We start from the raw sequence: 24,478 nt of genomic DNA, 5'->3' as shown, positions 1-24,478 counted from the left end.
GTTCGCCGAGCTGTCACGTGCCGGGGCCGAGCACGCCGAACGCCGCGGCGAGCCCTCGTCAGGACCCGCTGGTGCTCGCGGGGGTGGTGCCGGCGAGCTTGAGCGGCTCGACCCGTCCCATGATCACCAGGTAGTTGAACGCCCCCACGAGGGCGATCACCCCGATCACCAGCAGCGGCACGACGAACGACCCCGTGGCGTCGACCAGCGCGCCCACCACGATCGGCGTGATGATCCCGGCGAAGTTGGACGCGAAGTTCTGGACACCGCCGATGGATCCGACGTGCCTGGAGCTGGGCGCGACGTCAGCGGGGAGCGACCAGATGCCGGTGCCCGCGATGGTGAGGCTGCCATACGAGATCGACAGCAGGGTCAGCGCCATCCACGCCTCCGGCACCAGCGCGGCGAACATGATCACCGACCCGCCGGCGAGCCCGCCGACGATGACCGTCTTGCGGACCCGGGTGACCGAGACGCCCCTGCGGATGGCCCGGTCGGCCAGAAAGCCGCCGGCCCAGCCGGACAGCACCGCGAACAGGCCCGGGACGGCCCCGAAGAAGCCGAGCTTGAGCAGGGAGAAACCGCGCTCGGTCACGAGGTACGTCGGGAAGAAGGTGATGAAGAAGTAGATGACGCTGTTCAGGCAGAAGAAGCCGAACATCATGCTGAGCACGGTGCGGTGGCGGAACAACGACCGCCACGGGATCCGCGTGGCCTCTTCGGCGTCGGTCTCCGCGGTGCGGGCGCCGCCGCCCTCGATGTACTCGACCTCGGCCGCGTTCGCGGCCGGGTGCTGCCGCGGGTCGCGGTAGAACTTCCACCAGATCAGCGCCCAGACGACCCCGGCCCCGCCGATGACGACGAAGACGGCACGCCAGTGCAGCAGCGCGATGAGGCCGGTCACCACGGGGAGCGCGATGACCGCCCCGACCCTGGAGCCGGAGTCCCAGACGCTGGTGGCGAAGGCCCGCTCCCTGGTCGGGAACCAGGTGCCCACGACCTTGGCCGCGGTGCTGGGAGCCGGGCTCTCGCCCGCGCCGAGCAGGAAGCGGAGCGTGATGAGGGACCAGAAGCCGCGGGCGAGCCCGGTCAGGGCGGTGAAGATCGACCACCACACCGCGGCGAGGAAGAAGGAGCGCCGCGGCCCGACCTTGTCCACGTACCATCCGGCGAAGAGCTGGCAGGCGTCGTAGGCCCAGAAGAAGGCGGCGAAGACCATGCCCTGCTGCGTCGCGGTCAGGTGGAAGTCCATCCCCATGAACGGCAGCGCGACGCTGAGACTCGCGCGGTCGAGATAGTTGATCGACAGACCGGCGAAGGCCAGCCAGATGATCATCCAGCGGACCCGGGTCGTTCCCGTGCGCTGAGTGACCGGTGGGGGATGCGCTTGCGCCATTGTGACGCCTCCTTCGTGCAGGTGGAGGAGCCGCCGGTGGTGCCCTGATGAATGGCAGCGATGACCTCCGGCAGCTTTCCGGAATCATCTGATGAATGGTCGCGCTACGTCAAGGCTTCGGCCATATTTCGCCCATCTAACCGTCCTGTCTGGCCAGATTGATCTGATGATTGGTTGGTGGTCCGGTATCGCGGTTCGGTGCGGGTCTTAGACTTGTCGGATGACTATCCGCGAGGCGCGCGCATCGCAGTCCGACATCGTGGTCGAGGGCATCAAGCGCATGATCATCAATGGCGTGCTGACGGCGGGATCGCGCCTTCCCGTGGAGAAGGATCTGGCCGCCCAGCTCGGCGTCTCGCGCAGCTCTCTGCGCGAGGGGGTTCGCGCGCTGGTCATCACCGGGGTGCTGGAGACCCGGCAGGGGGACGGCACGTACGTGACCGCGCTCGACCCGGGGATGCTGCTGAGCCCGATCGGGTTCCTGGTCGACCTCCACCGGCCGGAGAACGTCGCCGACCTGCAGGCCGTGCGGCGCGTGCTGGAGACGGAGGCCGTGGGGCGCGCCGCGATGCGCGTCACCGAGGAGGAGCTCGACCGGGCGGGGCAGATCCTGGCGTCCATGGAGCTGCTGCTCCAGGCCGAGCCCATCGACCATGAGGCGGTCATGAACGCCGACCTCATGTTCCACCGCCTCATCGCCGCGGCGTCACGCAACACGACGCTGGAAGCGCTGATCGAGGCGCTGGCCAGCCGTACCGTGCGGGCCCGCCTGTGGCGGGCCATCAACGCGGAGCGGGCCGAGTTCGACACCCACAAGGAGCATCAGGCGATCCTCGAGGCGCTCAAGAGGCGGGATCCCGACGCGGCCCGCCTACGGATGGGGGTGCACCTGCTCGCGGTGGAGCAGTATCTTTCGGCGCATCAGGACTCCGTGACCTTGGCCCAGTAGCCGCCGCCGGGGAAGGTGAACGTCTCCAGCGTGGCGTCGTGCATCCGGGCACTGTAGCCAGGCTGGTCCGGCAGCACGTACGCGCCGTTCCTGACGACGCACGGGTCCACGAAGTGCTCGTGCAGGTGGTCGACGTACTCCGTCACCCGGTTCTCGAGCGAGCCCGACACGGCGACGTAGTCGAAGATCGACAGATGCTGGACCAGCTCGCAGAGGCCGACGCCGCCCGCGTGCGGGCACACCGGCACGCCGAACTTCTTGGCCATCAGGTACACCGCGAGGATCTCGTTCACGCTGGCGAGCCTGGCGGAGTCGAGCTGGCAGAAGTCGATGGCCTCGGCCTGGAACATCTGCTTGAACAGGACCCGGTTCATCCCGTGCTCGCCGGTGGCCACGCCGATGGGCGCGACGGCCGAACGGACCGCGGCGTGGCCGAGGATGTCGTCGGGGCTGGTGGGCTCCTCGATCCACAGCGGCTTGAACTCCGCGAGCGCGCGTACCCACTCGATCGCCTGCGGCACGTCCCAGACCTGGTTGGCGTCGATCATCAGGTTGGCGTCGTAGCCGATCACCTCGCGGGCAATGCGCAGCCGGCGGATGTCGTCGTCGAGGTTGGCGCCGACCTTCAGCTTCACGTGCTTGTATCCGGCGTCGACGGCCTCCTGGCACAGCCGCCGCAGCTTCTCGTCGGAGTATCCGAGCCAGCCCGCGCTGGTCGTGTAGCACGGGTAGCCGGTCCGGGCCAGCTCGGCGACGCGGTCGGCGCGGTTCGGCTCCAGCTCCTTGAGCAGCGCCACCGCCTCGTCGCGGGTGAGCACGTCCGACAGGTACGACAGGTCGGCGACATCGGCCAGCTCCTCCGAGGTCATGTCGACCAGGAGCCGCCAGAGCGGCTTGCCCGCGACCCGGGCCGCCAGGTCCCATACGGCGTTCATGACCGCGGCCATGGCCAGGTGCTCGACGCCCTTCTCCGGCCCCAGCCAGCGTAGTTGCGAGTCGGACTTGAGCCGGCGGTAGACGCCGCCCAGGTCCTGCACCACGTCCTCCACCGCCATGCCGATCAGGGGGAGGCCGCGTTGCTCGGCGGCGAGCACGCAGATGTCGTTGCCCCTGCCGATCGTGAACGTGAAGCCGAACCCGGACAGGTCCGGGTCGTCGGTCCTGATCACGACGTAGGCGGCCGAGTAGTCGCCGTCCTTGTTCATCGCGTCGGAGCCGTCCTGGCTCAATGACGTGGGGAAGCGTACGTCGTAGGCGTCGACGCCGATGATTGCGGTCATTCACCTCTCCTGCCTCAGGTTGATCGTCGCCAGAATACATCTGACGACTGCCCGCCACGAACTGCCATTGCAGGGATAACTTCGGCAGATCGAGCATCTTTCATCTGATGTTTGCCGCGTACTCCTGTGTATGCTGTCCGCGACACCAGAACGATGGGAGCCCGAACGGTGCTGACCGCCAACTACGTGGGGGACCGGAAGATCGAGATCCGTGAGGCCGATCCGTCGCCCCCGAAGGCCGGCCAGGTGCAGATCAAGGTCGCCTACACCGGCATCTGCGGCACGGACCTGCACATCCTCCACGGACACATGGACGCCAGGGTGAAACGGCCCGCCGTCGTCGGCCACGAGATGAGCGGCGTCATCGCCGCGGTGGGCGACGGAGTGAGCGGGTGGGACCCCGGTGACCATGTCACCGTCATGCCGCTGGACTGGGACGGCACCTGTCCCGCGTGCCGCGCGGGCAACCAGCACATCTGCCAGAACCTCAACTTCGTCGGCATCGACTCGCCCGGCGCCCTCCAGGGCCTGTGGAACGTCGACGCCGATCTTCTGGTCCCCCTCCCCGCCACCCTCCGCCTGGACCACGCGGCGCTGGTCGAGCCCGTGGCGGTCGCCGTTCACGACGTACGGCGCGCCGAGCTCGCGCCGGGCGACCGCGTGGTGGTCGTCGGCGGCGGGCCCATCGGCGTGCTCATCGCCGCGGTCGCCCGGCACGAGGGCGCCGAGGTGGTGGTCGTGGAGATCGACCCGCTGCGCAGGCAGGCCGCGGCGGCCCTGGGGTTCCAGGTGCTCGACCCCTCGGCCACCGACCAGGTCGGCTGGGTCGAGGAATGGACTCAGGGAGCCGGCGCGGACGTGGCGTTCGAGGTGTCCGGCGCGGCGGCGGCGATCCTCGGCGTGACGGACCTGGTGAAGGTGCGGGGCACCGTCGTCGTGGTGGCCATCCACCCGCAGCCCAGGCCGGTCAACCTGCAGCGCGTCTTCTGGCGTGAGCTGCGGCTGCTGGGCGCGCGCGTCTACCAGCGCGCCGACTTCGAGCGCGCCGTCGAGCTGCTCGCCACGGGGGTGATCCCGGCCGGCGACCTGATCACCGGGATCGTGCCGATCTCCGGGACGGCGGACGCGTTCGCGGCCCTGGAGTCGGGGCGGGCCATGAAGATCCTCGTCGACGTCTCAGGGGGTACGGCATGAGCACGGAACTTTTCGACCTGACCGGGAGCACGGCCGTCGTGACGGGCGCGCGCCGCGGCCTCGGCCTGGCCATGGCCGAGGCGCTGGCCAGGGCGGGCGCCGACATCATCGGCGTCAGCGCGGCCATGGAGCCGTCGGGCAGCGAGGTGGCGCGCCGCGTGGAAGCGGCGGGGCGGACCTTCACCCCGTTCCGTGCCGACTTCTCCGACCGGGAGGCCGTCACCGAGCTGGCCGCTCACCTCGAAGGGCTCGGCGTCGACATCCTGGTGAACAACGCGGGCACCATCGAGCGCGAGCCCGCCGCCCAGCACTCGATCAAGCTGTGGGACGAGGTCATCGAGACCAACCTCAACAGCCAGTTCGTGCTCAGTCAGGCCGTCGGCCGGTCGATGATCGAGCGCGGCCGCGGCAAGATCATCTTTGTCGCGTCGCTGCTGAGCTTCCAGGGCGGCATCAACGTGCCCGGCTACACCGCGTCCAAGTCGGCGATCGCGGGGCTGACGAAGGCGCTGGCCAACGAGTGGATGCCGAAGGGCGTGAACGTCAACGCCATCGCCCCCGGCTACATCGCCACGGACAACACGCAGGCGCTCCGGGACGACCCCGACCGCAGCAGGTCCATCCTGGAACGCATCCCGGCCGGCCGGTGGGGAGCGGCGAGCGACCTCGGCGGCGCCGCGGTGTTCCTGGCGAGCCGCGCCTCCGACTACGTCTCCGGCATCGTGCTCCCCGTGGACGGCGGCTGGCTCGCCCGCTGACCGTGTTCAGCGGAGTAGGCCTGGGCGTGCGTAGTCGATGACCATGCCGGAGACCTTGGCCAGCGCCACCGGCAGGCGGGGTGCGGCCGCTCACCCATGCGCGCGCGGGGCGCCGAGTTGACGATCATGGGCCGGCCCCACGGGGACATCGCCCGTGGAGCGGATCTGCGCCAACGCCGCGGAGCTACGCGGAGACCACGTGGCCGACGCGGAAGAAGCCGTCCGGGTCGTAGGCCCGCTTGACGTCGCGCAGCCGCCCGTAGTCGGGCGCCGCGAACGCCGCCGCCGTCCTGGACGTGTCGGACAGGAAGTTCAGGAACGTGCCGCCGCCCGCGTGCGGGCGCAGGGCCTCGGCCAGCCCCGGAACCGGCGTGTCCACGATGACCGACAGCTTGGTGGCGCGGTGGCTGACCGGCCCGGCGTCCGGACCCGGGCGGCCCATCGCGCCGCCCCAGTGGCGGACCTCCACGGTCTGCGCCACCTCGGCCGCCCGCACCAGCGTGCCGATCACCTCGTCGGGCACGGTCTCGAACATGTCCATGTGCCGGTTGGGCGTGCCGCCCATGGACGTGGCCGCGTACGTGCTGGGGCGCGTCTCGTCCAGCAGCGCGGGACCCGCCGCCTGCCACAGCGGCGCCAGCAGCCGCCTGGCCCGCGCCGCGTCGCCCGCGTGCACCACCTTGACCATGACGACGTGCCTGCCCCGGACCGGCTCGGGCGCGTCATCGGGCATCCGCTTGAGCACGACCGCCGTGCTGATCTCGTCGGGGGCGTGCTCGATCCAGCCGCGGTACGCGCTCAGCGTCTCGCCGGCCGCCTCGATGGGGAAGTACGCGAACCCGGAGTAGACCTGCGCCACCGGGTAGAGCCGGAACTCCAGCGAGGTGACGACGCCGAACCCGCCGCCGCCCCCGCGCAGCGCCCAGAACAGCTCAGGGTGGTTGCCGGCGCTCGCCACGACGTGGCGGCCGTCGGCCAGCAGCACCTCGGCCCGCACCACGCTGTCGGCCGCGAACCCGTGCATGCGCGCCAGCCACCCGAGCCCGCCGCCGAGCGTGTAACCGGTGACGCCGACGGACGGCGACGACCCGGACAGCGGCGCCAGCCCGAACGGCGCGGCGGCGGCGATCACCTCGCCCCACTGCGCGCCCGGCCCGACGCGGGCGATCCGCCGATCCGGGTCCACTAACACCGACGCCATGGGGGACGTCCTGACGAGCACGCCGCCGTCGCACGCGGCGTGCGTGCCGTGCCCGGTCGCCTGCACCGCGAACGGCACCCCGTGCTGCCGCGCCGCCAGCAGCGCCGTCCGCAGATCCCGCACGCTGTGCGCCTCGGCCACCACGGCCGGACGGGAGTCCACCCGCGGGTTGAGCGAGCGGCGAAGCTCGTCGTATCCGGCCTCGCCCGGCAGGTGCACGGCCCCGGCGAACCCGGGAAGCGCGATCTCGTCCTGGACGATGTACGGCTGGCTCATCTTCTCGGCCCTTCTCTCCGGTGATCTGTGACCACTGTGCTGGAGGGCGCTTACGACGCCGTTCTCGTCGCCTTACCGCCGCCCTTAAGTCCTCAGGATCCTGGCAACCGGGTCGGACAGAATCCGCCCGCCGTCGCCTTCTCCGCTACGCCGGCGGTCGTATGGCCCGCGCGGCGACGTCACCCGTGCGTGGCATCATGAAACAATGATCATGAAAGCGCCGTCCACGTCACCGTCCGGCCCGCCGTTGCCCGGGCGGATGGCCCGTGCGGCGGCCGCGGGCCTGCTGGGGATGGCCGTGCTCGTCGCGATGTTCCTGGCGGCGATGGCACTGGCTCCGATCTCCGGTCTGAGCGAGCCGACCCTGATGATCTTGCTGATCGTGGTGCCGGGCGCCGTGTCGTGGGCGGCGCTGCATCTCTTCCGGGTGCGTCCCGCCTGGCCTGTCGTGATCGTGGGCGCGCTGTTCGTGGTGGCGCTGTGGTGGCCCGCTTACGAGGCCGCGTTCCTGCTCTCAGAAACCCTTTCCGTGTTCTCCTGGGTGCTCTTCGTGGGGTTGCTCGGGATCATCGCGTACGCGGCCGCGGTGCTGGTCATCTCGGCCCGGCGCCGTGTGGTGTGGGGCGCGGTGCTGCTGGCGCTGCTCGCCATGAGCTACTGGCTGGCCTGGCAGGGCTGGCTGGCCTGGCAGGCCGAGCAGGCTTCCTACTTAGGTAAGGCTAATCTAATATGCCCTGGAGAAACCCCTAGCGAGGAGAATCCATGGCCGCTGTCCCGCGACGAACCCTGCTCGCCCTCGCCACCCTGATCGGCGTCAGCGCCTGCGGCGGAACGGCCGCGCGGCCCGCGCCCGCCACTGCTTCCACGTCCGCCGGCCAGAGCGCCTGGACCTGGACCGACGACCGCGGCAAGAACATCTTCCTCCCCCGGCGGCCGCAGCGCGTGGTCGCCCAGTCGGTAGCGGCGGCCGCCCTGTGGGACTTCGGGGTACGCCCGATCGCGGTGTTCGGCCCGCACCGGCTCAAGGACGGCGGCCGGGACCCCGAGGTGGGCGAGGTGGACATCGCCAAGGTCGAGTCGATCGGGAACGTGTGGGGCGAGTTCAACGTCGAGAATTACGCCTCGCTCCAGCCCGACCTGCTGGTGGCGGGCATGTACCAGAAGAACACCCTCTGGTACGTCCCCCAGGAGTCCGCCCCGGCGGTCGACCAGATCGCCCGGTCGGTCGGCGTGCAGCTCAGCGGCAAGCCCCTGGTCGAGATCATCGAGAAGTACGGGCAGCTGGCCGCCGCGCTCGGCGCGGACCCGCAGGCGGCGCCCGTGGTCGAGGCCAAGAACCGCTTCGACGCGGCCTCCGCCGCGCTCAAGGCCCTCGCCGCCGCCAAGCCCGGCCTCAAGGTCATGGTGGTCACCGCCACGCCCGACAACCTGTACGTCGCCTACCTGCCGGACCATCCCGACATCAAGTACTGGGGAGAGCTCGGGCTCGACATCGTCTCCCCGGAGCGGCCGACCGAGCGCGAGGGCGGCTTCTGGGAGGTGCTGAGCTGGGAGAACGCCGACAAGTACCAGGCGGATGTGATCCTCGTGGACGCGCGCTCGCAGTCGATGAAGATCGGGGAAATGGCGAAGAAGCCGACCTGGGCCAAGCTGCCCGCGGTCAAGGCGGGCCAGCTCTACCCGTGGCACGCGGCCGAGCGCTACAGCCACCTCGGCTACGCCAAGGTCATGGAGGAGCTCAAGGCCAACCTCGAGAAGGCCCGCGACGACCTCGTCAGGTGACGGGCACGATCTCGGCGCGGGTCAGGACGCCGTCCTCGATGGTGAGCAGGCCCAGCGTGCCGTGCGGCTGGCGGCGGCGGTCGTGGGGGAGCCGGAGGAATTGTTCATGTAGAAAGCATGGGCTTGCTTGAGTGAGTGTTTACGTTGACACGCTGAAGTGGCTCGTATACGTTGTGTGCGCGATCTGGACAGCTGGCGCGGCGTCGGTTTTCCGGGCCCCCGTTCCACCGGAGCGATGGGTCGGGGCCTCCTTGGTAGCCTCTGTCCGTGTTGGCACAGCCGGGTCGTTAGGGAACCTGCCTCCCTGGATCGGACCGCACGCGGGACGTGCATCGCCGCCTGGGGTTGTACGTGGGGGATCAGTGCGCCCAAGACCGTTCGGGGCGTGCCGCTGCGCAGGACTCAATCCCTGCTCAGTGTCGAGGAACGGTTGAAGATGCGCGCGTCGCGCCGAGACGACCCCGTCAACCTGAGGAAGGGTCTGCCGGGGTGGTGCCCCGGCAGGACCGTCACGCGCCGTCGTCCGCGTACAGCTCCTTCAGCCAGTCCTGCCACAGCGGCCCCTCGTCCGGCCCGTCGAACAGCACGTGGGCAGCGATCATGGGACCGTTGAATCCCTGGAGGAAGCGGTAGACGGCGGTCTCGGCGCGGATCCCGAGCGTCTGGGAGTTGCGCAGGTACACGACTCCTTCGACCGGCCGCTCGGCCGGGCCGAAACGCACCCGGTCGCCGGGGGAGGGCGGCCCGCCCAGCGCGGCGTACAGGGTCTGCCACGCGCGCGGCCAGTCGTGGACCATCGGCCCGAACGCCGTGACCGGCCTCGCCGCCCGCCCGGCGAAGTGGGAGAGGTACTCGACCAGCGTCGCGAAGAACATCTCAATCCCGAGCGACATGGCCTCGAACTCGTCGTGCCAGTCGTCTCCCGGCAGGAACCCGCTGGTCACCATGCGCACGAGCGTGCTGCCCTGCCCGCGGGCCTCGACGAGGAACTCGTAGGCGACGAACCGCCCGTCGTCCGCCTTGTCGCTGCTGTGGGCGAGGCGCTGGAGCGGCTCGGCGGCGGTGACCGTGGACGGGGGCAGCTCGCCGTGGAGGAAAGCGGTGCGTACGACGCCGTCCGCCACGTCGTTGCGCCCCATGAACCACGAGTCGATGCCCGGGCCCGTCGAGATGGCCTCCCACACCTCCTCGGGTGTCGCCTCCACCACGGCCTCATGGGGGAGTTCGAACGATTGCCCCAACGCTCAGCGCTCCTTCTTCACGGCGGGGTGCACGGCGACGACCAGCCGGTGATCGCGCCCGCCTTCAGCCGATTCATCGTGATATTTGCTGACCAGCTCGGTCACGCACTGCGCCAGCTCCTCCGCGAAGGCCGCCCGGTCGGCCGCCGACGCGAAGCGCACCTCGCCGTCGATGGCGAACGTCGCCACCCGCTTCTGCGCCTTGGCGGCCCCGGTGATCAGCGTGCCGACATCGCGTACGAGCTGGGCGGCCAGCGCCAGCAGCCAGCGCGCCGACAACCGGTCGGGGGACTTGCCCGGGTCGGGCTGGACGGCGGCCAGCGCGGTCGGCGAGATGACGAAGGACGCGGCGGTGGCCTGCATCACCCGCTCGGTGACGTTGCCCTTCCTGCGCTCCTCGACCAACTCGACCAGGCCGTGCCGCTCCAGCGTGCGCAGATGGTAGTTGACCTTCTGCCTGGCCAGTCCGACCTTGGCCGCCAGCGACGTGGCCGAGCCCGGCTCGACCAGTGCGGCCAGCAGCTTCGACCGCATGGGATCGAGCGACGCCTCGGCCGCTGCTGCGTCTTCGATCACCGCGACTTCGTGCATGGAGAAACGATGGCACCCGACAAAAATCATTGTCAAGGCAAGCGGGCTGCTGACCGCCGCGCCGCCAGCTCCGCAAGGTCGCCGACGAACCAGATGTGGTGGCCGCGGTTCGACTCGAGCACCCAGTCGCGCAGCGCGGAACTGACGGCGGTGAAGCGGGAGACGTCCCCCACGATGGCCAGGCCGATGCGGTAGTTGACGAACTTCTGCGCGAACTCACCCGCCACGCCGGTGCGCAGCGCGAAGAAGTCCTCGTGGAGCCGCTCGGCCGGGACGGCCACCCAGCTGGCGCCCCTGCCGAACGCCTCACCGAGGAGGTCCAATGCGTCGCTGGTCTCACGCAGCGGCGCGCCGTGCGGCTCGCAGACGTACACGCGGTCGTCAAGCATCCAGGAACTCCATGATCTCTCGGGGGCTTCAGTCACGTACCAGCGCGTCCACGATCCGCAGGATCTGGGCGCTCTCCTCCAGTCCGCCCAGCACGATGACCTTCAGGTGGGCGCGCTCCTCGTCGTAGACGAACTCCACGCGCAGGCCGTGCGGGCGGTCCGCCAGGGATCCCAGGACCATCGTGCTGACCCGGTCCATCTCGCCCCTGGTGATGCCGTCGATCTGGACGATGCTGGACACCTCGGCGTGGCGGGGCGTGGCGGGGGCGCCGATCGGCAGCCCGGCGAAGGCTGCGAGGTCCTCCTTGGCGATCCGGTACTGCTTGCCGACGCGCACGGCGGGCAGCCGCCCGTCCCGTACGTAGTTGCGGACGGTCTTGACGTGCAGCCCCAGCAGTTTGGCCGCCTGATCGACGGTGTATTGCTCCATATCACTCCCTATAATGCCATATATAAAGGAGTAATAGGGAATCAAGCGTGAGCGCCGACCGTGACCGGACCGATGGTCAGACGCGGGCGGCCCTCCATCACCTCCCCGCCTGCCCGCCTGCCCGCGCCCGCGCCGCCGAACGCCTCGGCCGCCCACCGCATGAAGCGATCCTTTATCCGGCACCGCTAGTCTCACGATCCATGACCCGGCTCAGTCCCGCCCTCGGGCCGCTCACCCTCCGCCAGCGCTGGCGCAGGGTTCGGCTGCAGGCATATTCCTGGTCCCTGACCGGCGCCTACCGGCTGGGCGCGATGCATCCCGTCGTCTGGCGGCTCGTCGCCCGCGGCTACCATCCCGTGCTCGACTGGTTAGCGGCCAGGCACGCCCGGGTGGCCTGCCAGTTCGCCGCCGTGGACGTGCCCGCGTACCGGCACTTCCTGCGCGCGAACGGCGCCGAGCACGCCAGGCGCCTGGCGGACTTCCCGGAGACCACCAAGCAGAACTACGCCGCCAGGTACGACGAGGAGAGCCGCTGCCAGGAGGGGCGGCTGCACCGCCCCGGCGTGATCGTGGACGAGTCGTCGGGGTCGAGCGGCAAGCCGTACAACTGGGTACGCGGGCCGCGCGAGCTCAAGGGCATCTACCGCAACGCCGCCGGGTACATCGAGCTGGTCTTCCCCGGCAAGAGGCTGTTCGTGATCAACGCGTACTCGATGGGCGCCTGGGCCACCGGCACCACCACGGGCGCCGCCATGGCGCGCATCGCGATGGTCAAGAACACCGGCCCCGACCTGGAGAAGATCGCCGACACGCTGGAGCACTTCGGGCCCGGCTATGACTACGTGGTGGCCGCGTACCCGCCGTTCCTCAAGCACCTGCGCGACCGCCTCGACGAGGCGGGCTTCCCGTGGCGGGACTACCGCATCCGCGGCATGGTCGGTGGCGAGGGCATGACCGAGGCGTTGCGCGACTACTTGGAGGAGCGTTTCGAGGAGGTCCGCTCCGGTTACGGCGCCAGCGACCTGACCATCGGGATGGGGGCGGAGAGCGGGTTCAGCGTGTGGCTGCGCAAGCGCCTGGCCATCGACCAGCGCCTGCGCGACCTGCTGCTCGGCCCGGGCGAGCAGCGGCTGCCGATGATCTTCCACTACAACCCGCTGGAGACGTTCCTCGAGGTGAACGCCGAAGGCGAGCTCCTGTGCACCATCAACACCAAGAGCTGCCTGCAGCCCAAGCTCCGCTACAACGTCGGCGACGAGGCCAGGCTGCACACCCTCGCCGACGTCAAGCAGGCCCTCGGCGCCGACGAGTACGAGCGGGCGTGGACCGATGAGCGGATGAACCTGCCGCTGCTCTTCCTGTTCGGGCGCAAGGACTCGACGATCTCCTACATGGGGGCCAACCTGTATCCGCAGGACGTCGAGTACGGCCTCTACCAGGGCAATCCGTACGCGGCCGCGATCAACAGGTTCTGCCTGTCGCTGGAGGAACTACCCGGTCTGGAGTACCGCCCAGTGATCAACATCGAGCTGCGCGGCCCGGAGATCGGCGCTGCCGACCGCGAGGAACTGGCCGAGATCTGCCGCAAGGGTGTGGTCGCCCACCTGAGCGCCGTCTCGCGCGACTTCGCCGAGTCGCTCAAGGAGGACCCGACGGCCGCCGACCTTCGGGTCAAGATCTACGACCTGGGCGAGGGGCCGTTCGCCGGGTTCACGAAGATGAAGAACGTCTATCTTGTTTGAGACGACCAGCCAAGAGTCCCTGTGACCTCGATATCTGTGGGGTTACAGCCTGACGGCGTCCGCGCCTTCGTGGCGCAGGTCCACGGCGGCCGTTGTTACCAAGAAGCCGCAGAAAGCCATCGGCCTTCAGGCCGTGGATGAATGCGGCCCCGCCAGGGGATGGCCGCCGAAGGCGGGGCAGGCCGGAGCGCACAGCGCGGACCCAGAACCTTGCCGAAATCACTTGCAGCAGTGACGTGGCCGGGTCTACAGTCGGTGGTGGTCGAACGAGTGAGCGATAACCAAGCCGCGCGGGAGATCGTTTTTATGGAACAAGGCGGCCGGGCTGGTCGTCTCAGGACGTGGAGACTTTGGGGTTGCCCGGTCTGTGAAGCGTCAAGCACCCCGTTCCATAACCTAGGCGTCCAACGCTGTGGGTTGCCGCCAAAGGCGGCACGGGAATCCTCGTCCCTTCAGGGCGAGGTGCAGGTCAAGATCCTCCGCATGCGCAAGGCAGACACCGTGGTCGACGAAGAGGACGTGCGTCGGGTTGTCACCTTGGCCATCGACGCTCTGAGGCGTGCAGATCCCCAGGCGTGGGAGGCCAAGGCCGGCACCCTCGACTGGACGTGTTGGGAGACGCTCGAGCATCTGGCCGATGACCTGTTCACGTACGCTGCGAGGTTCGGGCTCACGAAGCCGCCGATGTCCACGGTGTTGCCGTTCCGGACGAGCAGTGAGCGAAGCGGTGGACCGGCAAATGTCATCTTCGTTGAGCGGGACTCAGGCCCCGAGGCCCTCATGACCATCCTGGAGGCGTGTGGCGGGCTGCTCACGTCCGTCCTACGCGCTGCCCCCTCGACCACCGTTGCTTACCATGTCTTCGGGCCCTCGGATCCAGAGGGCTTTGCCGCAATGGCCGTTGTTGAGACCCTCGTGCACACCCATGACATCGCTCAGGGGTTGGATCTGGAGTGGTCGCCGCCGAGAGAGTTGTGCGAACGGGTCATGAAGAGGCTCTTTCCCCATGTCACCGTTGATGGTGACGCCTGGGAGGTCCTGCTGTGGGCAACCGGACGCATCGCCCTCCCTGATCGCCCACGACTCACCGAGTGGCGCTGGTACGGCACGCACGGCGCGTGACCACCTGCTGCTTGGGCACGTAGCGCAGCCGACGGCTGACCGATCCAGGCTGAAGTCGGCCGGGCGCCCTGTCATGCGCCGGGGGCCTGGTACTCCACGTCCTTGCTCGCGGCCTCGTCGATCTCCTCCGGCGTCAACAGGACAATCGTCTTCGTCCGCGCTCCGCCACTCGCCGACACCTTCAACCCCACGGCGGCCGAAGCCACGTTGTCCGGCATGTCGACGATGAGGTACACGTCGTTCTCGCCGAACGCGAAGTACATCTGCTCGACCCGGCCGCCGGCGCTCGCCGCCATGCGCTCCACCGCTTGGCGCCGTCCGGTGCCTCCCTCTCGGAGCACCCCCTTGAGGCCGTCCGCCGTGTAGTTCGCCTGAATGAGGTATTTGGGCATGATTGAACCCCTTCCGTGCTACCGCTCCCGCAGGTGACGACCGCGAATGCGGTCATGTGGACGAAGTTCTCAGCCCCAGTTGACGGTAAGCCCACTGGGAGGGCTTCATTCCGGCAACTGGCGACAGCCTCCCAGCGCCACGACGCTCATCACTATCCTGAGCGGGAATCGGTTTGGTCGATATTGTTCCCATGCGGAGTCTCCGTCGCGACGGGGGCCTGTCGGCCGAGCCCGACTATCTGGTGAAGGACGCATGAGGACCACCGACTTCAGCAAGGCGCCGCCGCAGGGGCGGGCGGCGGCGATGTTCGTCGGCGCGACCCGCTACCGTGGGCCGCTGTCGATAGTCACGCTCACGCTGACGTGGTTCCGGATGGTCCGCGACATGAAGCGGATGCGCGGCTACTGCTGGCACAAGGTCTACTGGGAGTTCCCGTTCACGCTCGGCACGCTCGCCTTCTTCGAGGACCGCGACGCGCTGCTGCGCTTCGCCCGCTCCCGCCACCACCGCAAGCTCATGCAGTGGGTGACGGACGGCACGAAGAACGCCACCGGCGGATACATCCGGCTCTACACCGCCGAGCCCGAGGGTTACAGCAACGGCGTCTGGCGCGCGGAGGGCGGGCCGATGGCGCACATCGAGACATTCACCCCGCTGTCCACCGAGCTGTCCAAGGGGGACGGCGAGGGGCCGCAAGTGAGGCGCGGGTGACGCTGCAGCCCGTCGAGAGCCGCCGCGACCTGCGTGACTTCCTGGCGCTGACCGACCGCGTCTACGCGGACGAGCCGCGCTTCATCCCGCCGCTGCACGCCCAGGTACGCACGTGGCACCGCCAGGGGGTGCGCCTGTACGTGCTCAGGCGGCGCGGGCAGGTGGTCGCGCGCACCACGCTGCACGCCGACGCCGCGCTGGACGCCAAGCTGGGCCGGGCCACGCAGCTGTTCGGGCTGACCGAGTTCGCGGAGGAGGCGGCGGAGGAGCTGTTCGACGGCGTCCTCGCCGCCGGTCGCGCCTCGGGGAAGGAGGCGGCGTTCGGGCCGGTGTCGCTGCTGCCCAACCAGTCGGGCGGCGTCATCACCTCGGGCTTCGGCGAACGCGGCTTCATCGACAGCGCCTGGAACCACCCGTACTATCCGGCCGCCTACGAGGCGTACGGCTTCACCCGCCGCTTCGAGTCCGACACCTGGATCTGCCCGGTGCCGGACGAGCCGGTGTTCGCGTTCGACGACGAACGGATCGAGGCCGAGCGGCTGCGGGTGCACCGGGGCGACCGCCGGCGGATCGGGGAGCAGCTCCCCATCCTGCGCGAGATGCTGAACGCGAGCTTCGCCCAGCTCGGCTACTACACGGAGATCTCGGCGCAGCAGCTGGCCGCGCAGACGGACGGGCTGGCGTACCTGCTCGACGAATCCTTGCTGCTGTACCTGACGAAGGCGGAGCGGCCGATCGCGTTCGTGCTCTGCTTGCCAGACATTTCGCGATTTATCGCGAAAATTGGAGGCAATCTTCACTTGCTGCACCAGCTGCGCCTGCTGGCCACCCGCTCCCGCTACCGCCGCGAGGCCGTGCTCATCGTCAAGGGCACGGTCCCGGGGGAGCAGGGCCACGGCTACATGCGGCTGCTCTCGCGCGAGCTGCACGAGGGACTGCGCCGGGGCGGGTACCAGGCGCTGCGCAGCACGTACGTGGAGCGCACCAACCCCGGCTCCGCCGCCCAGTACACCGCGATGGGCGGCGGCCCCCTGCACGGCTACACCTTCTACGAGAAGGACCTGAAGCCGTGAAAGACCGGCTGCGGCGCCTGGAGCCGGACTTCTGGCGCGCCCCCAGCGCCCACAACACCCAGCCCTGGACCCTCACCTACACGGATGGCGAGGCCGAGATCGGATGGGACCCGTCGCGTGCCCTGCCCGTCAGCGACCCCACGGGCCGCGACCTGCGCCTGAGTCTCGGAGCGTTCATCGAGTGCTGCCTGATCGTGTGCGCCGGCGCGGGCCTGTCCGTCGCCTTCCGCCCCGACCCGGGCCCCCGGCGGGTGGGCTTCCTGTACGCCGCCGCGCAGCCGTACGCCACGCCCTTCACCACGGCGGACATCCGGGCCCGCGGAGCCAACCGCGGCGAGTACCACCCGGGGCGCCTGCCGGACTCCCTGGTCGCGGAGCTGACCGGGATGCGCAGGCTCGCCTGCCGCGACCTCGCGGACCTGCTGTACGCGGCCGACCTGCACCAGTTCGGGGACCGGGACGTGACGCGGGAGCTGCGCGACTGGCTCCGGCTCACCCGGCGCCACCGCCGCTACCTGCTCGACGGCCTCACCGACCGCGCCCTGGCCCTCAGCCGGGCGGAGGTGGCCGGGCTGCGCGCGTCGCTGGCGTTGTATCCCGCGCTGCGCCGCTTGGGCCTGCCCAGGGTGCTGGCAGGGGCCTCGCGGGGGCTGCTGGACTACGACGGCGACGTGCTGGTGCTGGTGGGGCCGGTCTCCGACGAGCTGGAGCTGGGCCGCGTGCTGATGCGGCACTGGCTCACGCTGTCCGGGCACGGCTACACCACGCATCCGCTGAGCCAGATCATCGACTGCGAGCCGACCCGGCAGGCGCTGGCGGACCGGCTGGGCGTCGCCGACCCGCGCAGCCTGCTCCACGTGGCCCGGGTCGGCCGCCCCAAGTCGCCCGCCGCGCCGTCGGCCAGGACACGGACCTGACCGGCGCTCCTCCTACGACTTCGACCTGCCGCCCGCCGCGGGTTGGGCCTCCAGCCCTGCGATCACCGTGGCCAGGCAGGTGGCTCTGCCCTGGGGAGTACGGGTCTTGGCCAGTCGTAGGATCACGGCGTACTGGCCCGTCTTGCCCAGGCAGTCGTAGGCGGCTTTGGCCCTGGGATGCTCCTCCAGCGCCGCGACCAGGTCGGGCGGGGCGGTGGCGTTGCGCTGGGAGGGGTAGGCGGCGCTCCACCGCCCGTCCACCTGGGCGGAGGCGATCTCCGCGAGTCCCGGGGGGCGCATCCGCCCCTCGGCGATCAGCGCCTCCGCCTGCTCGACGTTCACCTGCGACCACGGGCTGCCGGTACGGCGCCGCGAGTACCGCTGCAGGTAGAACTTCTCGTCGAAGGAACGGCGGTGGCTGTCGATCCAGCCATAACACAGACAGGTGGCCAACGCCTGCGGCTGCGTCACCGAGGTCGCGCCCGACCCCTTCTTGGCGATCTTCAGCCAGACGCCCGTCCCTCCGTCGTGGTGCTCAGCCAGCCAGTATTCCCACTGAGCGGCGTCCTCGAAGGTGAGGACAGCCTCCTCCGCGCTCATCGGGCCGACTCCACAACCTGCAGGTAGTGGGCGTTGTACATGACGCCCAGGATGTTGCCGAAGGGATCGACCACCGAGGCGGTCACGAACCCGGGGCCGCGCTCGGTGAGCGGGTCATACACCTTCGCGCCCATCGAGATGAGCCGCTCCATCGTGGCCGCCACGTCGTCAACGTGCCAGTACACGATCACGCCCGCCGGGCCGCTCACCGCACCCTCGGGGGCGTAGCGGCTGTCGATCAGGCCCAGCTCGTGCTGGAAGTCACCGACGCGGAACTCGGCGTATCCGGGCCGCTCGAAGTAGGGGCGAATGCCCAGCAGCTCGGTGTACCAACGGACGGCCTCCAGGTGGTCCTCGGCCCAGTAACTGATGGTGGTCATTCCGCGCAACATGGTGTTCTCCCTTGCCGTTCGCTTGATAACTGAACAGTAGACCCTTAATAGGTCAGTGAATGTCCTAGTAGTGCGGCAGAGTGAAGACATGCGCGATCCATCTGGACGACTGTTGCAACTGCTGTCCCTGCTGCAGACCCCGAAAGAGTGGCCCGGCACCGAACTGGCGGACCGGCTCGGCGTCACCACCCGCACCATTCGCCGCGACATCGACCGGCTGCGCGAGCTCGGCTACCCCGTGCACGCCACCCAGGGCAACATCGGCGGCTACCGCCTCACCGCCGGTACGGCCATGCCACCGCTGCTGCTGGACGACGAGGAGGCCGTCGCCATCGCCATCGGGTTGCGCACCGCCGCCACCGCGGCCATCGCAGGGACGGAGGAGACCTCGCTGCGCGCACTGGCCAAGCTGGAACAGGTCCTGCCGCAACGGCTGCGCCGCCGGGTGGCCTCGCTCTCACGCGCGACCGTCATCCTGCCGCCCACCCAGGGACCCACCACCGACGCCGAGGCCCTGGCCGCGCTCGCGGCCGCCTGCGTCATCCACGAGAGGGTCCGTTTCGCCTACACCACGGCCTACGGTCAGACCAGCCGCCGCCTGGTGGAGCCGCACCGGCTGGTGGCCTCGGGGCGGCTGTGGTACCTGGTTGCCTTCGACGCCGAGCGCTCCGCCTGGCGCTCCTTCCGCCTGGACCGCCTCACCGACGTCCAGCGCACCGGCGTCCACGTGCCCGCCCGCGAGCTACCCGGCGGCGTCGACGCTCTCACCTGGGTGAAGCAGGCGATCGCGGCGGGCTCCATCCGGGCCACGGTGCTCCTGCACGCGCCGATCGAGCGGGCCGCCGAGCAGGTCCCCGCCTGGCAGGGCGAGCTGGAACCCGTCGACGAGCACACCTGCCGGCTGCGCACCCACTCCGACGCGCCCCACTACCTGGCCTACCGTCTGACCCTGCTGCCCATGGACTACACCCTGCTCGACCCGCCGCTCCTGGCCGAGCACCTGGCATCGATCGCCGAGCGGGCGGGCAACGCCATCCGCGGCTTCCCTCGCAAGACCAGTTGACCCCGTACGCCAACTCGTGCGGGAGACCGCACGCAGGTTCTCAGGTGGGGCACGCTGGACCATGCGCGGGTTGGTCGACGGGCCAGTTGGGACCACTGGTCAGCCGGGTCGCGGCGCGGGTTACGCGCTCCCTGAGGCCAAGGCAGTGAAGCGGAGTACGCGGCGAGGCTCTTCATAGAACGCGTTTTTTGAAGATCGTGCAGGAAGGACCCGGAGAGGGTCTGCTGCAGCGGAACCGAGGACACCTCGGACAGGAACGCCAGGTCCTCGGTCCTCTTCCACTCGGTCAACGCGGCGTCGGGCTCCTTCCAGGCACGGCTGCACCACGCACCCGCTGAGCCAGATCATCGACTGCGAGCCGACCCGGCAGGTGCTGGCGGTCCGGCTGGGCGTCGCCGACCCACGCAGCCTGCTCCACGTGGCCAGGGCCGGCCTCCCCAAGTCGCCCGCCACGCCGTCGGCCAGGACGCGGACCTGACTGTGCCGTGACACGTTAGTTGGAACCGAGGCGTTGCCGTGAGCTGCACGCTTTGCTAGTACGTATGCGTAACCTGGGTCGATAGATGACAGGTGGGTTACGCGGGGCAAGCGGGTGCGGTCCGTTGTGGTGGCATCTGGTGAGCTGGGAGGACCTCCAGGTGCCGGTCTCGGTGGAGACCGGTGCATCCGGGCACTTGATCGGTACTACCGAGCCGATCGGGCGGTGGCCGCCGCCGTGGGAGTGTGAAGTGGGACTTTTAGTCTTTATTGTCAAGATCGCCGAAGCCGAGGAGACCGTGACCTATGGGTACGGCGGAGGCCCCGACGACCTCGTGGGCGTGGTGAGCATTCACAAGGCGACCAGCACCCCAGTGGATGAGGACGCCCTGCCGGGGCAGGCGCGGATCGCCCTGCAGGCCATCTTCAGGGGGAAGTCGAAGACCGGTGATTGGCCGCACCACTACACCTACGCGGCCTGACCACCGCGGCTTGACCTGCTCACCCGCGACGAGCCCGAAGCTTCCGGCCGACGGCCTGCAGAAGCTGGAGGCAGACCACGCTGTCGCCCGTGATCTCGATATCGACCCTGACAGATGTTCCGCCTCGAGCTCTTCAGGCAGCTGATGGACCTCTCGACGATCCACCGGCGCGGCAGAACCTGGGCCGGCACAGTTGGATAGTGCCAATAACCATGGCCATGTTCCAACTAACGTGTCACGGCTCACTGACCCGCACTTCCGCAGGTGAGGTCGCCTAATTTTCAGAATCTACGTTGTAAAGGCCAGCGGACCGTACCGCGGCGAGGTACGCGCGGATGGCGTCGCGGTTGCGGGAGAGGCAGTCGATGCGTTGCTGGATGCGGCTCGCCTCCGCCTCCAGGAGCTCGGCCAGCTCCGGCGTCAGGCACTGCGGGTGCAGGTGGATCTCGTCGGGCTCGTTGAGAAACGGGAGGATCCGGCGGATGATCTCCGTGGTCAGGCCGGAGTCGAGCAGGCCGCGGATCTGCTGGACGCGGTACACCGCCGACTCGGGATACCGGCGATAGCCGTTGTCGGCGCGGCCGGGGTGCAGGAGGTCCTGCTCCTCGTAGTAGCGGAGCATGCGGGTGGGCACGCCCGTGCGCCGCGACAGTTCCCCGATCTTCATGGCGTGCCTCCCGGCTTGCCTTCACATTGATGTGAAGGTTTCAGTATATTCGGCATGTCTGGTGCGACGATCACCGACGCGGTCCGCGTCGGGCGGATGCCGTGGTCGGGGCTGCTGGCGCTGTTCTCGGCGGCGTTCACGGCGGTGATGACCGAGCTGCTGCCCGCGGGGCTGCTGCCGCGGATGGCGCAGGCGCTGGAGGTGCCCGAGGGGCGGGCCGGGTTCCTGGTGACGGCGTACGCGGTGGCGTCCACCCTGTCGGCGATCCCGCTGACGGCGCTGCTGCGCGGGCTCCCGCGGCGGCCCGTGCTGGTTTCCGCTTTGGTGGGGTTCGCCCTGTTCAACGCGGTGACCGGGGTCTCGTCTTCTTACGCGGTGACGTTCGGGGCGCGGGTGCTGGCCGGGGTCATGGGCGGGATCCTGTGGGCGATGCTGGTCGGTTACGCGGCGCGGATGGTACCGGTCGAGCGGCGGGGGCGGGCGATCGCGATCGTCTCGGCGGGGATCACGGTGGCGCTGTGCGCCGGGATTCCGGCCGGTGCGGCGCTGGCGTCGGCCTTCGGGTGGCGTGCGGCCTTCCTGGGCCTGTCTGTTGTGGCGGTCGTGCTGGTGGGGTGGGTGCTGTGGAAGGTGCCGCGCTTCCCCGGCGAGGCGGCCGCCGCCCGGGTGCCGCTGCGGCGGGTGGCGGTCCTTCCGGGAGTCCGGACGATCCTCGGGGTGACGGTGCTGGTGCTTGTGGGGCATCAGGCGATGTACACGTACCTGGTGCCGTTCGTGGCCTTCGCCGGTTTCGGGGGGACGAGTCTCGTGCTGCTCGTGTTCGGGGTCGGGACCGTGGTGGGGATCTGGATCACCGGGGCCGTGATCGACCGGGTCTTGCGGGTGACGCTCCTGGCCGTGCTGGGTGTGGTCGCGGGGGCCATGGCGGTGCTGGCCCTCTTCGGGGGGCTGGGCTGGGCGTTGCTCGCGGCGGTGGGGTTGTGGGGGGCGGCCTTCGGGGGCGTGCCGACGTTGCTGCAGACGGCGCTGGTGGACGCCTCGGGCGCGGGGAACGCGGATGTGGCCACGTCCATGCAGACCACCGTGTACAACGCGGGTATCGCGGCCGGGTCGCTGGCCGGCGGGGTGGTGCTGGAGGGCGCGGGGGCGGGTGCGCTGCCGTGGACCTCGCTTCCGCTGGTGGCGGCGGCCCTGGCGATCGTGGTCGCGGCGCGCCGCCACGCGTTCCCCGCCCGCCGGTCCTAGATGCCGTGCCTGGCCAGGGGCTCGACGAGCTCGCGCTCCTCGTACGACAGGTGGGACAGCAGGGTGTCGGTGAGCAGGTCCACCGTGGTACGCAGGTCGGCGAGGCCGGCCGGGTCGCCGACGAAGGCGACGAGGGCGCGGTCGACCCGTTCGATGACCTTGTGGATGGCGTGGTGCTCCTCCTGGAGGCGGTCGAGCACGGGGGCGAGGCCGGGCTCGGCGCGGCGCAGGTTGGGGAAGACCATGGCGTCCTCGGCGGAGTGGTGCATGGTGACGAGACGGCAGTAGGACTCGCAGTAGGCGCCGAGCGTCCAGTTGTTCTGGCGCATGGTCATGGTGTTGATGTGGGAGCGGGCGGCGCCCGCGTCGAGCGTTCCCGCGGCGACCTGGTCGACGAGGTCGCGCAGCCGGGCGAGCTCGCCGCGCAGGTGGTCGTGCACGTCGATGAGGTGCTGGGCGTTGGCCTGCTCCGCGGGGGTGTAGCGCCGCTCGGGTTCGGGGCGGGGGGCGGTGGGGCGGGTGGTCTCGTCCCACACGCGGATCTCGGTGAGCCGTACGCCGTCGTCCGGGGTCGGGGTGGCAGGCAGCGCGGCGCCCTCCGTGGTGTTCTGCGCGGTGGCAGGCGGCTCGGTGGTGCTTGGCGCGGTGGCCGGGCGGGGCCGGTCGCGTTCCGCGGCGACGAGCTCGCGCACGGCCGGGGCGGTTTCCTGGGCGAAGCGCTGGATCTGGCGCGGATCGTCGACCACGATGTTGAAGACGCTGACGCCGTACGTGAGGGCCAGCTCGGCGAGCTGGGTGGCGGGGAGCTCTTCTGCGAGGTTGAGCAGGCGGCGGATGTCGCGGGGCGAGCGGCCCGCTTCGGCGGCGGCCTCGTCGATGACGGCGTTGCCTTCGCCGATCGCGCCGATCGACCGGAGGTAGGGGAGGGACGGCAGCCAGCCGTCGGCCAGGCGTCCGGTCAGGCGGAGCATGCGGGGCTTGTACGCGCCCAGCCAGATGCCGACGTCGTGGGCCGGGCGGGGGCCTCGCTGGGCGCTGACCTGGTAGTGCTGGCCGTCGTGCCGGATGTCGCCGGGGGTGTCGGTGTCCCAGGCGGCGCGGATGATCGCGATGCCCTCTTCGAGCGCGTCCACGGCCTGGCTGGGGGTGAGGCGCGGGCCGCCCATGGCGGCGATGGCCTCCCTGAACCCGCCGCTGCCCAGCGCGAGCTCGAACCGCCCGCGGCTGAGGATGTCGAGGCTGGCCGCGGCCTGGGCCAGCATGGCGGGCGGCCGCAACGGCAGCGGATGCACGTTGCCCGCCAGCCGGATCCGCTCCGTCGCGGCGGCGACGTAGCTGAGCAGGGTCCAGGTGTCGAGGAAGGCGGGCTGGTACGGGTGGTCCTGGAAGGTGACGAGGTCGAGCCCGGAGCGCTCGGCGAGCTGGGAGAGGGCTACGACAGTGTCGGCCTGGTGGGCGGAGGGCGCGAAGTTCGCGCCGAAGAGCAGGTCGTGGCCGTAGTCGGGCATTGGTGGCTCCTTGGCCGGGCCGCTAGTTGGTTGTACGAACAGTTGATGACGAGAACGAAATTAGTTCGTATTATGAACCATTGTCAAGTAGACTCGGTGCCGTGGTCACGACGAAGGAGCCGGTCCTGCGCTTCACCGAAGCGCTCGTCCGTCTGGCGCACCTGGTGCAGCAGGTGTTCGCAGAGGTCAGCAGGGAGCACGACCTGACGCCGCAGCAGGCGCAGCTGCTGTGCCTGCTCATCGACGGGCCCGTGGGGATGACGGAGCTGACGCGCGCGCTGCACCTGGAGAAGTCGAGCCTGACCGGGCTCGTGGACCGGGCCGAGAAACGGGGGCTGGTGACCCGCACGCGTGACTCCCGTGACCGGCGGGCCTGCCGCATCGAGCTGACCCCCGACGGGGCGCGGATCGGGGTGCTGGCGCACGAAGAGGTCGCGCAGCGGCTGGACGCGTTGGCGGGGGAGCTGCCGGAGGGGCACAGGGAGCTGCTGGCGTCGACCATCGGCGGCATCCTGACCGCCCACGCCCGCCCTCCCGCCCCCGGCCGCTGACACTGCCGCCCGTGCGGTGCCGACCGCCAGCCGCGTCCCCCCGGGGGG

General features: G+C 69.8%; 26 protein-coding genes. 14 read left to right on the top strand and 12 right to left on the bottom strand.

What is annotated here, in order from left to right; genetic code table 11:
* Window positions 1-58 precede the first annotated feature (58 nt).
* Window positions 59-1,396, bottom strand: a complete 1,338-nt coding sequence (locus tag ABN273_RS11330; RefSeq protein ID WP_349448662.1) for an MFS transporter — start codon at window positions 1,394-1,396, stop codon at window positions 59-61.
* Between the two features lie 220 nt (window positions 1,397-1,616).
* On the opposite strand from ABN273_RS11330, the gene ABN273_RS11325 reads away from it, so the two are divergent.
* Window positions 1,617-2,345, top strand: coding sequence for a FadR/GntR family transcriptional regulator (locus ABN273_RS11325; RefSeq protein ID WP_349448661.1), 729 nt, complete (start codon window positions 1,617-1,619; stop codon window positions 2,343-2,345).
* On the opposite strand, the gene ABN273_RS11320 is transcribed toward ABN273_RS11325, so the two are convergent.
* Window positions 2,318-3,625, bottom strand: a complete 1,308-nt coding sequence (locus ABN273_RS11320; protein WP_349448659.1) for an L-fuconate dehydratase — start codon at window positions 3,623-3,625, stop codon at window positions 2,318-2,320. The genes ABN273_RS11325 and ABN273_RS11320 overlap by 28 nt on opposite strands.
* Before the next feature lie 153 nt (window positions 3,626-3,778).
* Here ABN273_RS11320 and ABN273_RS11315 point away from each other — a divergent pair, with 153 nt between their 5' ends.
* Both ABN273_RS11315 and kduD read left to right on the top strand, forming a co-directional pair.
* Window positions 3,779-4,819, top strand: coding sequence for a zinc-dependent alcohol dehydrogenase (locus ABN273_RS11315; protein ID WP_349448658.1), 1,041 nt, complete (start codon window positions 3,779-3,781; stop codon window positions 4,817-4,819).
* Entirely contained in the window at window positions 4,816-5,577 is a 762-nt protein-coding gene (gene kduD / locus ABN273_RS11310; protein ID WP_349448657.1) for a 2-dehydro-3-deoxy-D-gluconate 5-dehydrogenase KduD, read from the top strand. Before ABN273_RS11315 ends, kduD begins: the two co-directional genes overlap by 4 nt.
* Window positions 5,578-5,761: 184 nt before the next feature.
* Here kduD and ABN273_RS11305 read toward each other — a convergent pair whose 3' ends face one another.
* The gene (locus tag ABN273_RS11305) at window positions 5,762-7,054 is read right to left on the bottom strand and encodes an FAD-binding oxidoreductase (protein WP_349448656.1); all 1,293 of its coding nucleotides are present in this window, start codon (window positions 7,052-7,054) and stop codon (window positions 5,762-5,764) included.
* A gap of 205 nt (window positions 7,055-7,259) precedes the next feature.
* On the opposite strand from ABN273_RS11305, the gene ABN273_RS11300 reads away from it, so the two are divergent.
* Both ABN273_RS11300 and ABN273_RS11295 read left to right on the top strand, forming a co-directional pair.
* Window positions 7,260-7,862: a UbiA prenyltransferase family protein gene (locus tag ABN273_RS11300; RefSeq protein ID WP_349448655.1), complete on the top strand. Its 603-nt coding sequence runs from the start codon at window positions 7,260-7,262 to the stop codon at window positions 7,860-7,862.
* A complete protein-coding gene (locus ABN273_RS11295; protein WP_349448654.1) occupies window positions 7,817-8,836 on the top strand; it encodes an ABC transporter substrate-binding protein in 1,020 nt (339 codons plus the stop codon). Before ABN273_RS11300 ends, ABN273_RS11295 begins: the two co-directional genes overlap by 46 nt.
* Window positions 8,837-9,345: 509 nt before the next feature.
* Here ABN273_RS11295 and ABN273_RS11290 read toward each other — a convergent pair.
* The 4 genes from ABN273_RS11290 to ABN273_RS11275 are packed head-to-tail and all read right to left on the bottom strand — an operon-like array spanning window position 9,346 to window position 11,487.
* Window positions 9,346-10,077, bottom strand: coding sequence for an SRPBCC family protein (locus ABN273_RS11290; protein ID WP_349448653.1), 732 nt, complete (start codon window positions 10,075-10,077; stop codon window positions 9,346-9,348).
* Window positions 10,078-10,080: 3 nt separating this feature from the next.
* Window positions 10,081-10,668 (bottom strand): ArsR/SmtB family transcription factor, encoded by a 588-nt coding sequence (locus tag ABN273_RS11285; protein ID WP_349448652.1) that lies wholly within the window; start codon window positions 10,666-10,668, stop codon window positions 10,081-10,083.
* Window positions 10,669-10,700: 32 nt separating this feature from the next.
* Entirely contained in the window at window positions 10,701-11,057 is a 357-nt protein-coding gene (locus ABN273_RS11280) for a DUF4180 domain-containing protein (protein WP_349448651.1), read from the bottom strand.
* Between the two features lie 28 nt (window positions 11,058-11,085).
* Window positions 11,086-11,487 carry a helix-turn-helix domain-containing protein gene (locus ABN273_RS11275; protein ID WP_349448650.1) on the bottom strand — a complete coding sequence of 134 codons (402 nt, stop codon included), beginning with the start codon at window positions 11,485-11,487 and terminating at the stop codon, window positions 11,086-11,088.
* Window positions 11,488-11,687: 200 nt separating this feature from the next.
* On the opposite strand from ABN273_RS11275, the gene ABN273_RS11270 reads away from it, so the two are divergent.
* Together ABN273_RS11270 and ABN273_RS11265 are read left to right on the top strand one after the other, a co-directional pair.
* Complete coding sequence (locus ABN273_RS11270) at window positions 11,688-13,229, top strand: phenylacetate--CoA ligase family protein (RefSeq protein ID WP_349448649.1); 1,542 nt, start codon at window positions 11,688-11,690, stop codon at window positions 13,227-13,229.
* Between the two features lie 483 nt (window positions 13,230-13,712).
* Window positions 13,713-14,351 carry a maleylpyruvate isomerase N-terminal domain-containing protein gene (locus tag ABN273_RS11265; protein WP_349448648.1) on the top strand — a complete coding sequence of 213 codons (639 nt, stop codon included), beginning with the start codon at window positions 13,713-13,715 and terminating at the stop codon, window positions 14,349-14,351.
* Window positions 14,352-14,422: 71 nt separating this feature from the next.
* Here the strand turns inward: ABN273_RS11265 and ABN273_RS11260 are convergent, their stop codons facing one another.
* Complete coding sequence (locus ABN273_RS11260; RefSeq protein ID WP_349448647.1) at window positions 14,423-14,743, bottom strand: GYD domain-containing protein; 321 nt, start codon at window positions 14,741-14,743, stop codon at window positions 14,423-14,425.
* A gap of 253 nt (window positions 14,744-14,996) precedes the next feature.
* Here ABN273_RS11260 and ABN273_RS11255 point away from each other — a divergent pair, with 253 nt between their 5' ends.
* From ABN273_RS11255 to ABN273_RS11245, 3 genes are read left to right on the top strand one after another with little or no spacing between them, the layout of a single operon-like run.
* Window positions 14,997-15,455, top strand: coding sequence for a DUF4188 domain-containing protein (locus ABN273_RS11255; RefSeq protein WP_349448646.1), 459 nt, complete (start codon window positions 14,997-14,999; stop codon window positions 15,453-15,455).
* Window positions 15,452-16,528 carry a hypothetical protein gene (locus ABN273_RS11250; RefSeq protein ID WP_349448645.1) on the top strand — a complete coding sequence of 359 codons (1,077 nt, stop codon included), beginning with the start codon at window positions 15,452-15,454 and terminating at the stop codon, window positions 16,526-16,528. Before ABN273_RS11255 ends, ABN273_RS11250 begins: the two co-directional genes overlap by 4 nt.
* Window positions 16,525-17,445, top strand: a complete 921-nt coding sequence (locus ABN273_RS11245) for a hypothetical protein (RefSeq protein WP_349448644.1) — start codon at window positions 16,525-16,527, stop codon at window positions 17,443-17,445. The genes ABN273_RS11250 and ABN273_RS11245 overlap by 4 nt, the downstream gene beginning before the upstream one ends.
* Window positions 17,446-17,457: 12 nt before the next feature.
* On the opposite strand, the gene ABN273_RS11240 is transcribed toward ABN273_RS11245, so the two are convergent.
* Window positions 17,458-18,045, bottom strand: a complete 588-nt coding sequence (locus tag ABN273_RS11240; protein ID WP_349448643.1) for a YdeI/OmpD-associated family protein — start codon at window positions 18,043-18,045, stop codon at window positions 17,458-17,460.
* Entirely contained in the window at window positions 18,042-18,425 is a 384-nt protein-coding gene (locus tag ABN273_RS11235; RefSeq protein WP_502910995.1) for a VOC family protein, read from the bottom strand. The genes ABN273_RS11240 and ABN273_RS11235 overlap by 4 nt, the downstream gene beginning before the upstream one ends.
* Window positions 18,426-18,525: 100 nt before the next feature.
* Between ABN273_RS11235 and ABN273_RS11230 the strand changes: the two genes are divergently transcribed.
* Both ABN273_RS11230 and ABN273_RS11225 read left to right on the top strand, forming a co-directional pair.
* On the top strand, window positions 18,526-19,500 hold the full coding sequence (locus ABN273_RS11230) for a helix-turn-helix transcriptional regulator (RefSeq protein WP_349448641.1): 975 nt from the start codon (window positions 18,526-18,528) through the stop codon (window positions 19,498-19,500).
* 617 nt (window positions 19,501-20,117) lie between these two features.
* A complete protein-coding gene (locus tag ABN273_RS11225; protein WP_349448640.1) occupies window positions 20,118-20,459 on the top strand; it encodes a hypothetical protein in 342 nt (113 codons plus the stop codon).
* Between the two features lie 274 nt (window positions 20,460-20,733).
* On the opposite strand, the gene ABN273_RS11220 is transcribed toward ABN273_RS11225, so the two are convergent.
* Complete coding sequence (locus tag ABN273_RS11220) at window positions 20,734-21,126, bottom strand: MerR family transcriptional regulator (protein ID WP_349448639.1); 393 nt, start codon at window positions 21,124-21,126, stop codon at window positions 20,734-20,736.
* 54 nt (window positions 21,127-21,180) lie between these two features.
* Between ABN273_RS11220 and ABN273_RS11215 the strand changes: the two genes are divergently transcribed.
* Window positions 21,181-22,371 carry an MFS transporter gene (locus ABN273_RS11215; RefSeq protein WP_349448638.1) on the top strand — a complete coding sequence of 397 codons (1,191 nt, stop codon included), beginning with the start codon at window positions 21,181-21,183 and terminating at the stop codon, window positions 22,369-22,371.
* Here the strand turns inward: ABN273_RS11215 and ABN273_RS11210 are convergent.
* Window positions 22,368-23,879 (bottom strand): LLM class flavin-dependent oxidoreductase, encoded by a 1,512-nt coding sequence (locus ABN273_RS11210; RefSeq protein ID WP_349448637.1) that lies wholly within the window; start codon window positions 23,877-23,879, stop codon window positions 22,368-22,370. The genes ABN273_RS11215 and ABN273_RS11210 overlap by 4 nt on opposite strands.
* A 101-nt stretch (window positions 23,880-23,980) precedes the next feature.
* Between ABN273_RS11210 and ABN273_RS11205 the strand changes: the two genes are divergently transcribed.
* A complete protein-coding gene (locus ABN273_RS11205; protein ID WP_349448636.1) occupies window positions 23,981-24,430 on the top strand; it encodes a MarR family winged helix-turn-helix transcriptional regulator in 450 nt (149 codons plus the stop codon).
* Window positions 24,431-24,478 lie beyond the last annotated feature (48 nt).

The sequence above is a fragment of the Nonomuraea sp. B19D2 genome (assembly GCF_040137845.1).
GTDB lineage: Bacteria > Actinomycetota > Actinomycetes > Streptosporangiales > Streptosporangiaceae > Nonomuraea.
This window is presented reverse-complemented; position numbering and strand designations above follow the sequence as displayed.

Coding starts and splice junctions, on each gene's coding strand:
- ABN273_RS11280 (WP_349448651.1), bottom strand. CDS start 11,057: ATGCTTGACGACCGCGTGTACGTCTGCGAGCCGCACGGCGCGCCGCTG.
- ABN273_RS11300 (WP_349448655.1), top strand. CDS start 7,260: ATGATCATGAAAGCGCCGTCCACGTCACCGTCCGGCCCGCCGTTGCCC.
- ABN273_RS11320 (WP_349448659.1), bottom strand. CDS start 3,625: ATGACCGCAATCATCGGCGTCGACGCCTACGACGTACGCTTCCCCACG.
- ABN273_RS11260 (WP_349448647.1), bottom strand. CDS start 14,743: ATGCCCAAATACCTCATTCAGGCGAACTACACGGCGGACGGCCTCAAG.
- ABN273_RS11220 (WP_349448639.1), bottom strand. CDS start 21,126: ATGAAGATCGGGGAACTGTCGCGGCGCACGGGCGTGCCCACCCGCATG.
- ABN273_RS11315 (WP_349448658.1), top strand. CDS start 3,779: ATGGGAGCCCGAACGGTGCTGACCGCCAACTACGTGGGGGACCGGAAG.
- ABN273_RS11295 (WP_349448654.1), top strand. CDS start 7,817: ATGGCCGCTGTCCCGCGACGAACCCTGCTCGCCCTCGCCACCCTGATC.
- ABN273_RS11325 (WP_349448661.1), top strand. CDS start 1,617: ATGACTATCCGCGAGGCGCGCGCATCGCAGTCCGACATCGTGGTCGAG.
- ABN273_RS11330 (WP_349448662.1), bottom strand. CDS start 1,396: ATGGCGCAAGCGCATCCCCCACCGGTCACTCAGCGCACGGGAACGACC.
- ABN273_RS11210 (WP_349448637.1), bottom strand. CDS start 23,879: ATGCCCGACTACGGCCACGACCTGCTCTTCGGCGCGAACTTCGCGCCC.
- ABN273_RS11275 (WP_349448650.1), bottom strand. CDS start 11,487: ATGGAGCAATACACCGTCGATCAGGCGGCCAAACTGCTGGGGCTGCAC.
- ABN273_RS11255 (WP_349448646.1), top strand. CDS start 14,997: ATGAGGACCACCGACTTCAGCAAGGCGCCGCCGCAGGGGCGGGCGGCG.
- ABN273_RS11240 (WP_349448643.1), bottom strand. CDS start 18,045: ATGAGCGCGGAGGAGGCTGTCCTCACCTTCGAGGACGCCGCTCAGTGG.
- ABN273_RS11215 (WP_349448638.1), top strand. CDS start 21,181: ATGTCTGGTGCGACGATCACCGACGCGGTCCGCGTCGGGCGGATGCCG.
- ABN273_RS11235 (WP_502910995.1), bottom strand. CDS start 18,425: ATGACCACCATCAGTTACTGGGCCGAGGACCACCTGGAGGCCGTCCGT.
- kduD (WP_349448657.1), top strand. CDS start 4,816: ATGAGCACGGAACTTTTCGACCTGACCGGGAGCACGGCCGTCGTGACG.
- ABN273_RS11270 (WP_349448649.1), top strand. CDS start 11,688: ATGACCCGGCTCAGTCCCGCCCTCGGGCCGCTCACCCTCCGCCAGCGC.
- ABN273_RS11305 (WP_349448656.1), bottom strand. CDS start 7,054: ATGAGCCAGCCGTACATCGTCCAGGACGAGATCGCGCTTCCCGGGTTC.
- ABN273_RS11230 (WP_349448641.1), top strand. CDS start 18,526: ATGCGCGATCCATCTGGACGACTGTTGCAACTGCTGTCCCTGCTGCAG.
- ABN273_RS11265 (WP_349448648.1), top strand. CDS start 13,713: ATGCGCAAGGCAGACACCGTGGTCGACGAAGAGGACGTGCGTCGGGTT.
- ABN273_RS11285 (WP_349448652.1), bottom strand. CDS start 10,668: ATGCACGAAGTCGCGGTGATCGAAGACGCAGCAGCGGCCGAGGCGTCG.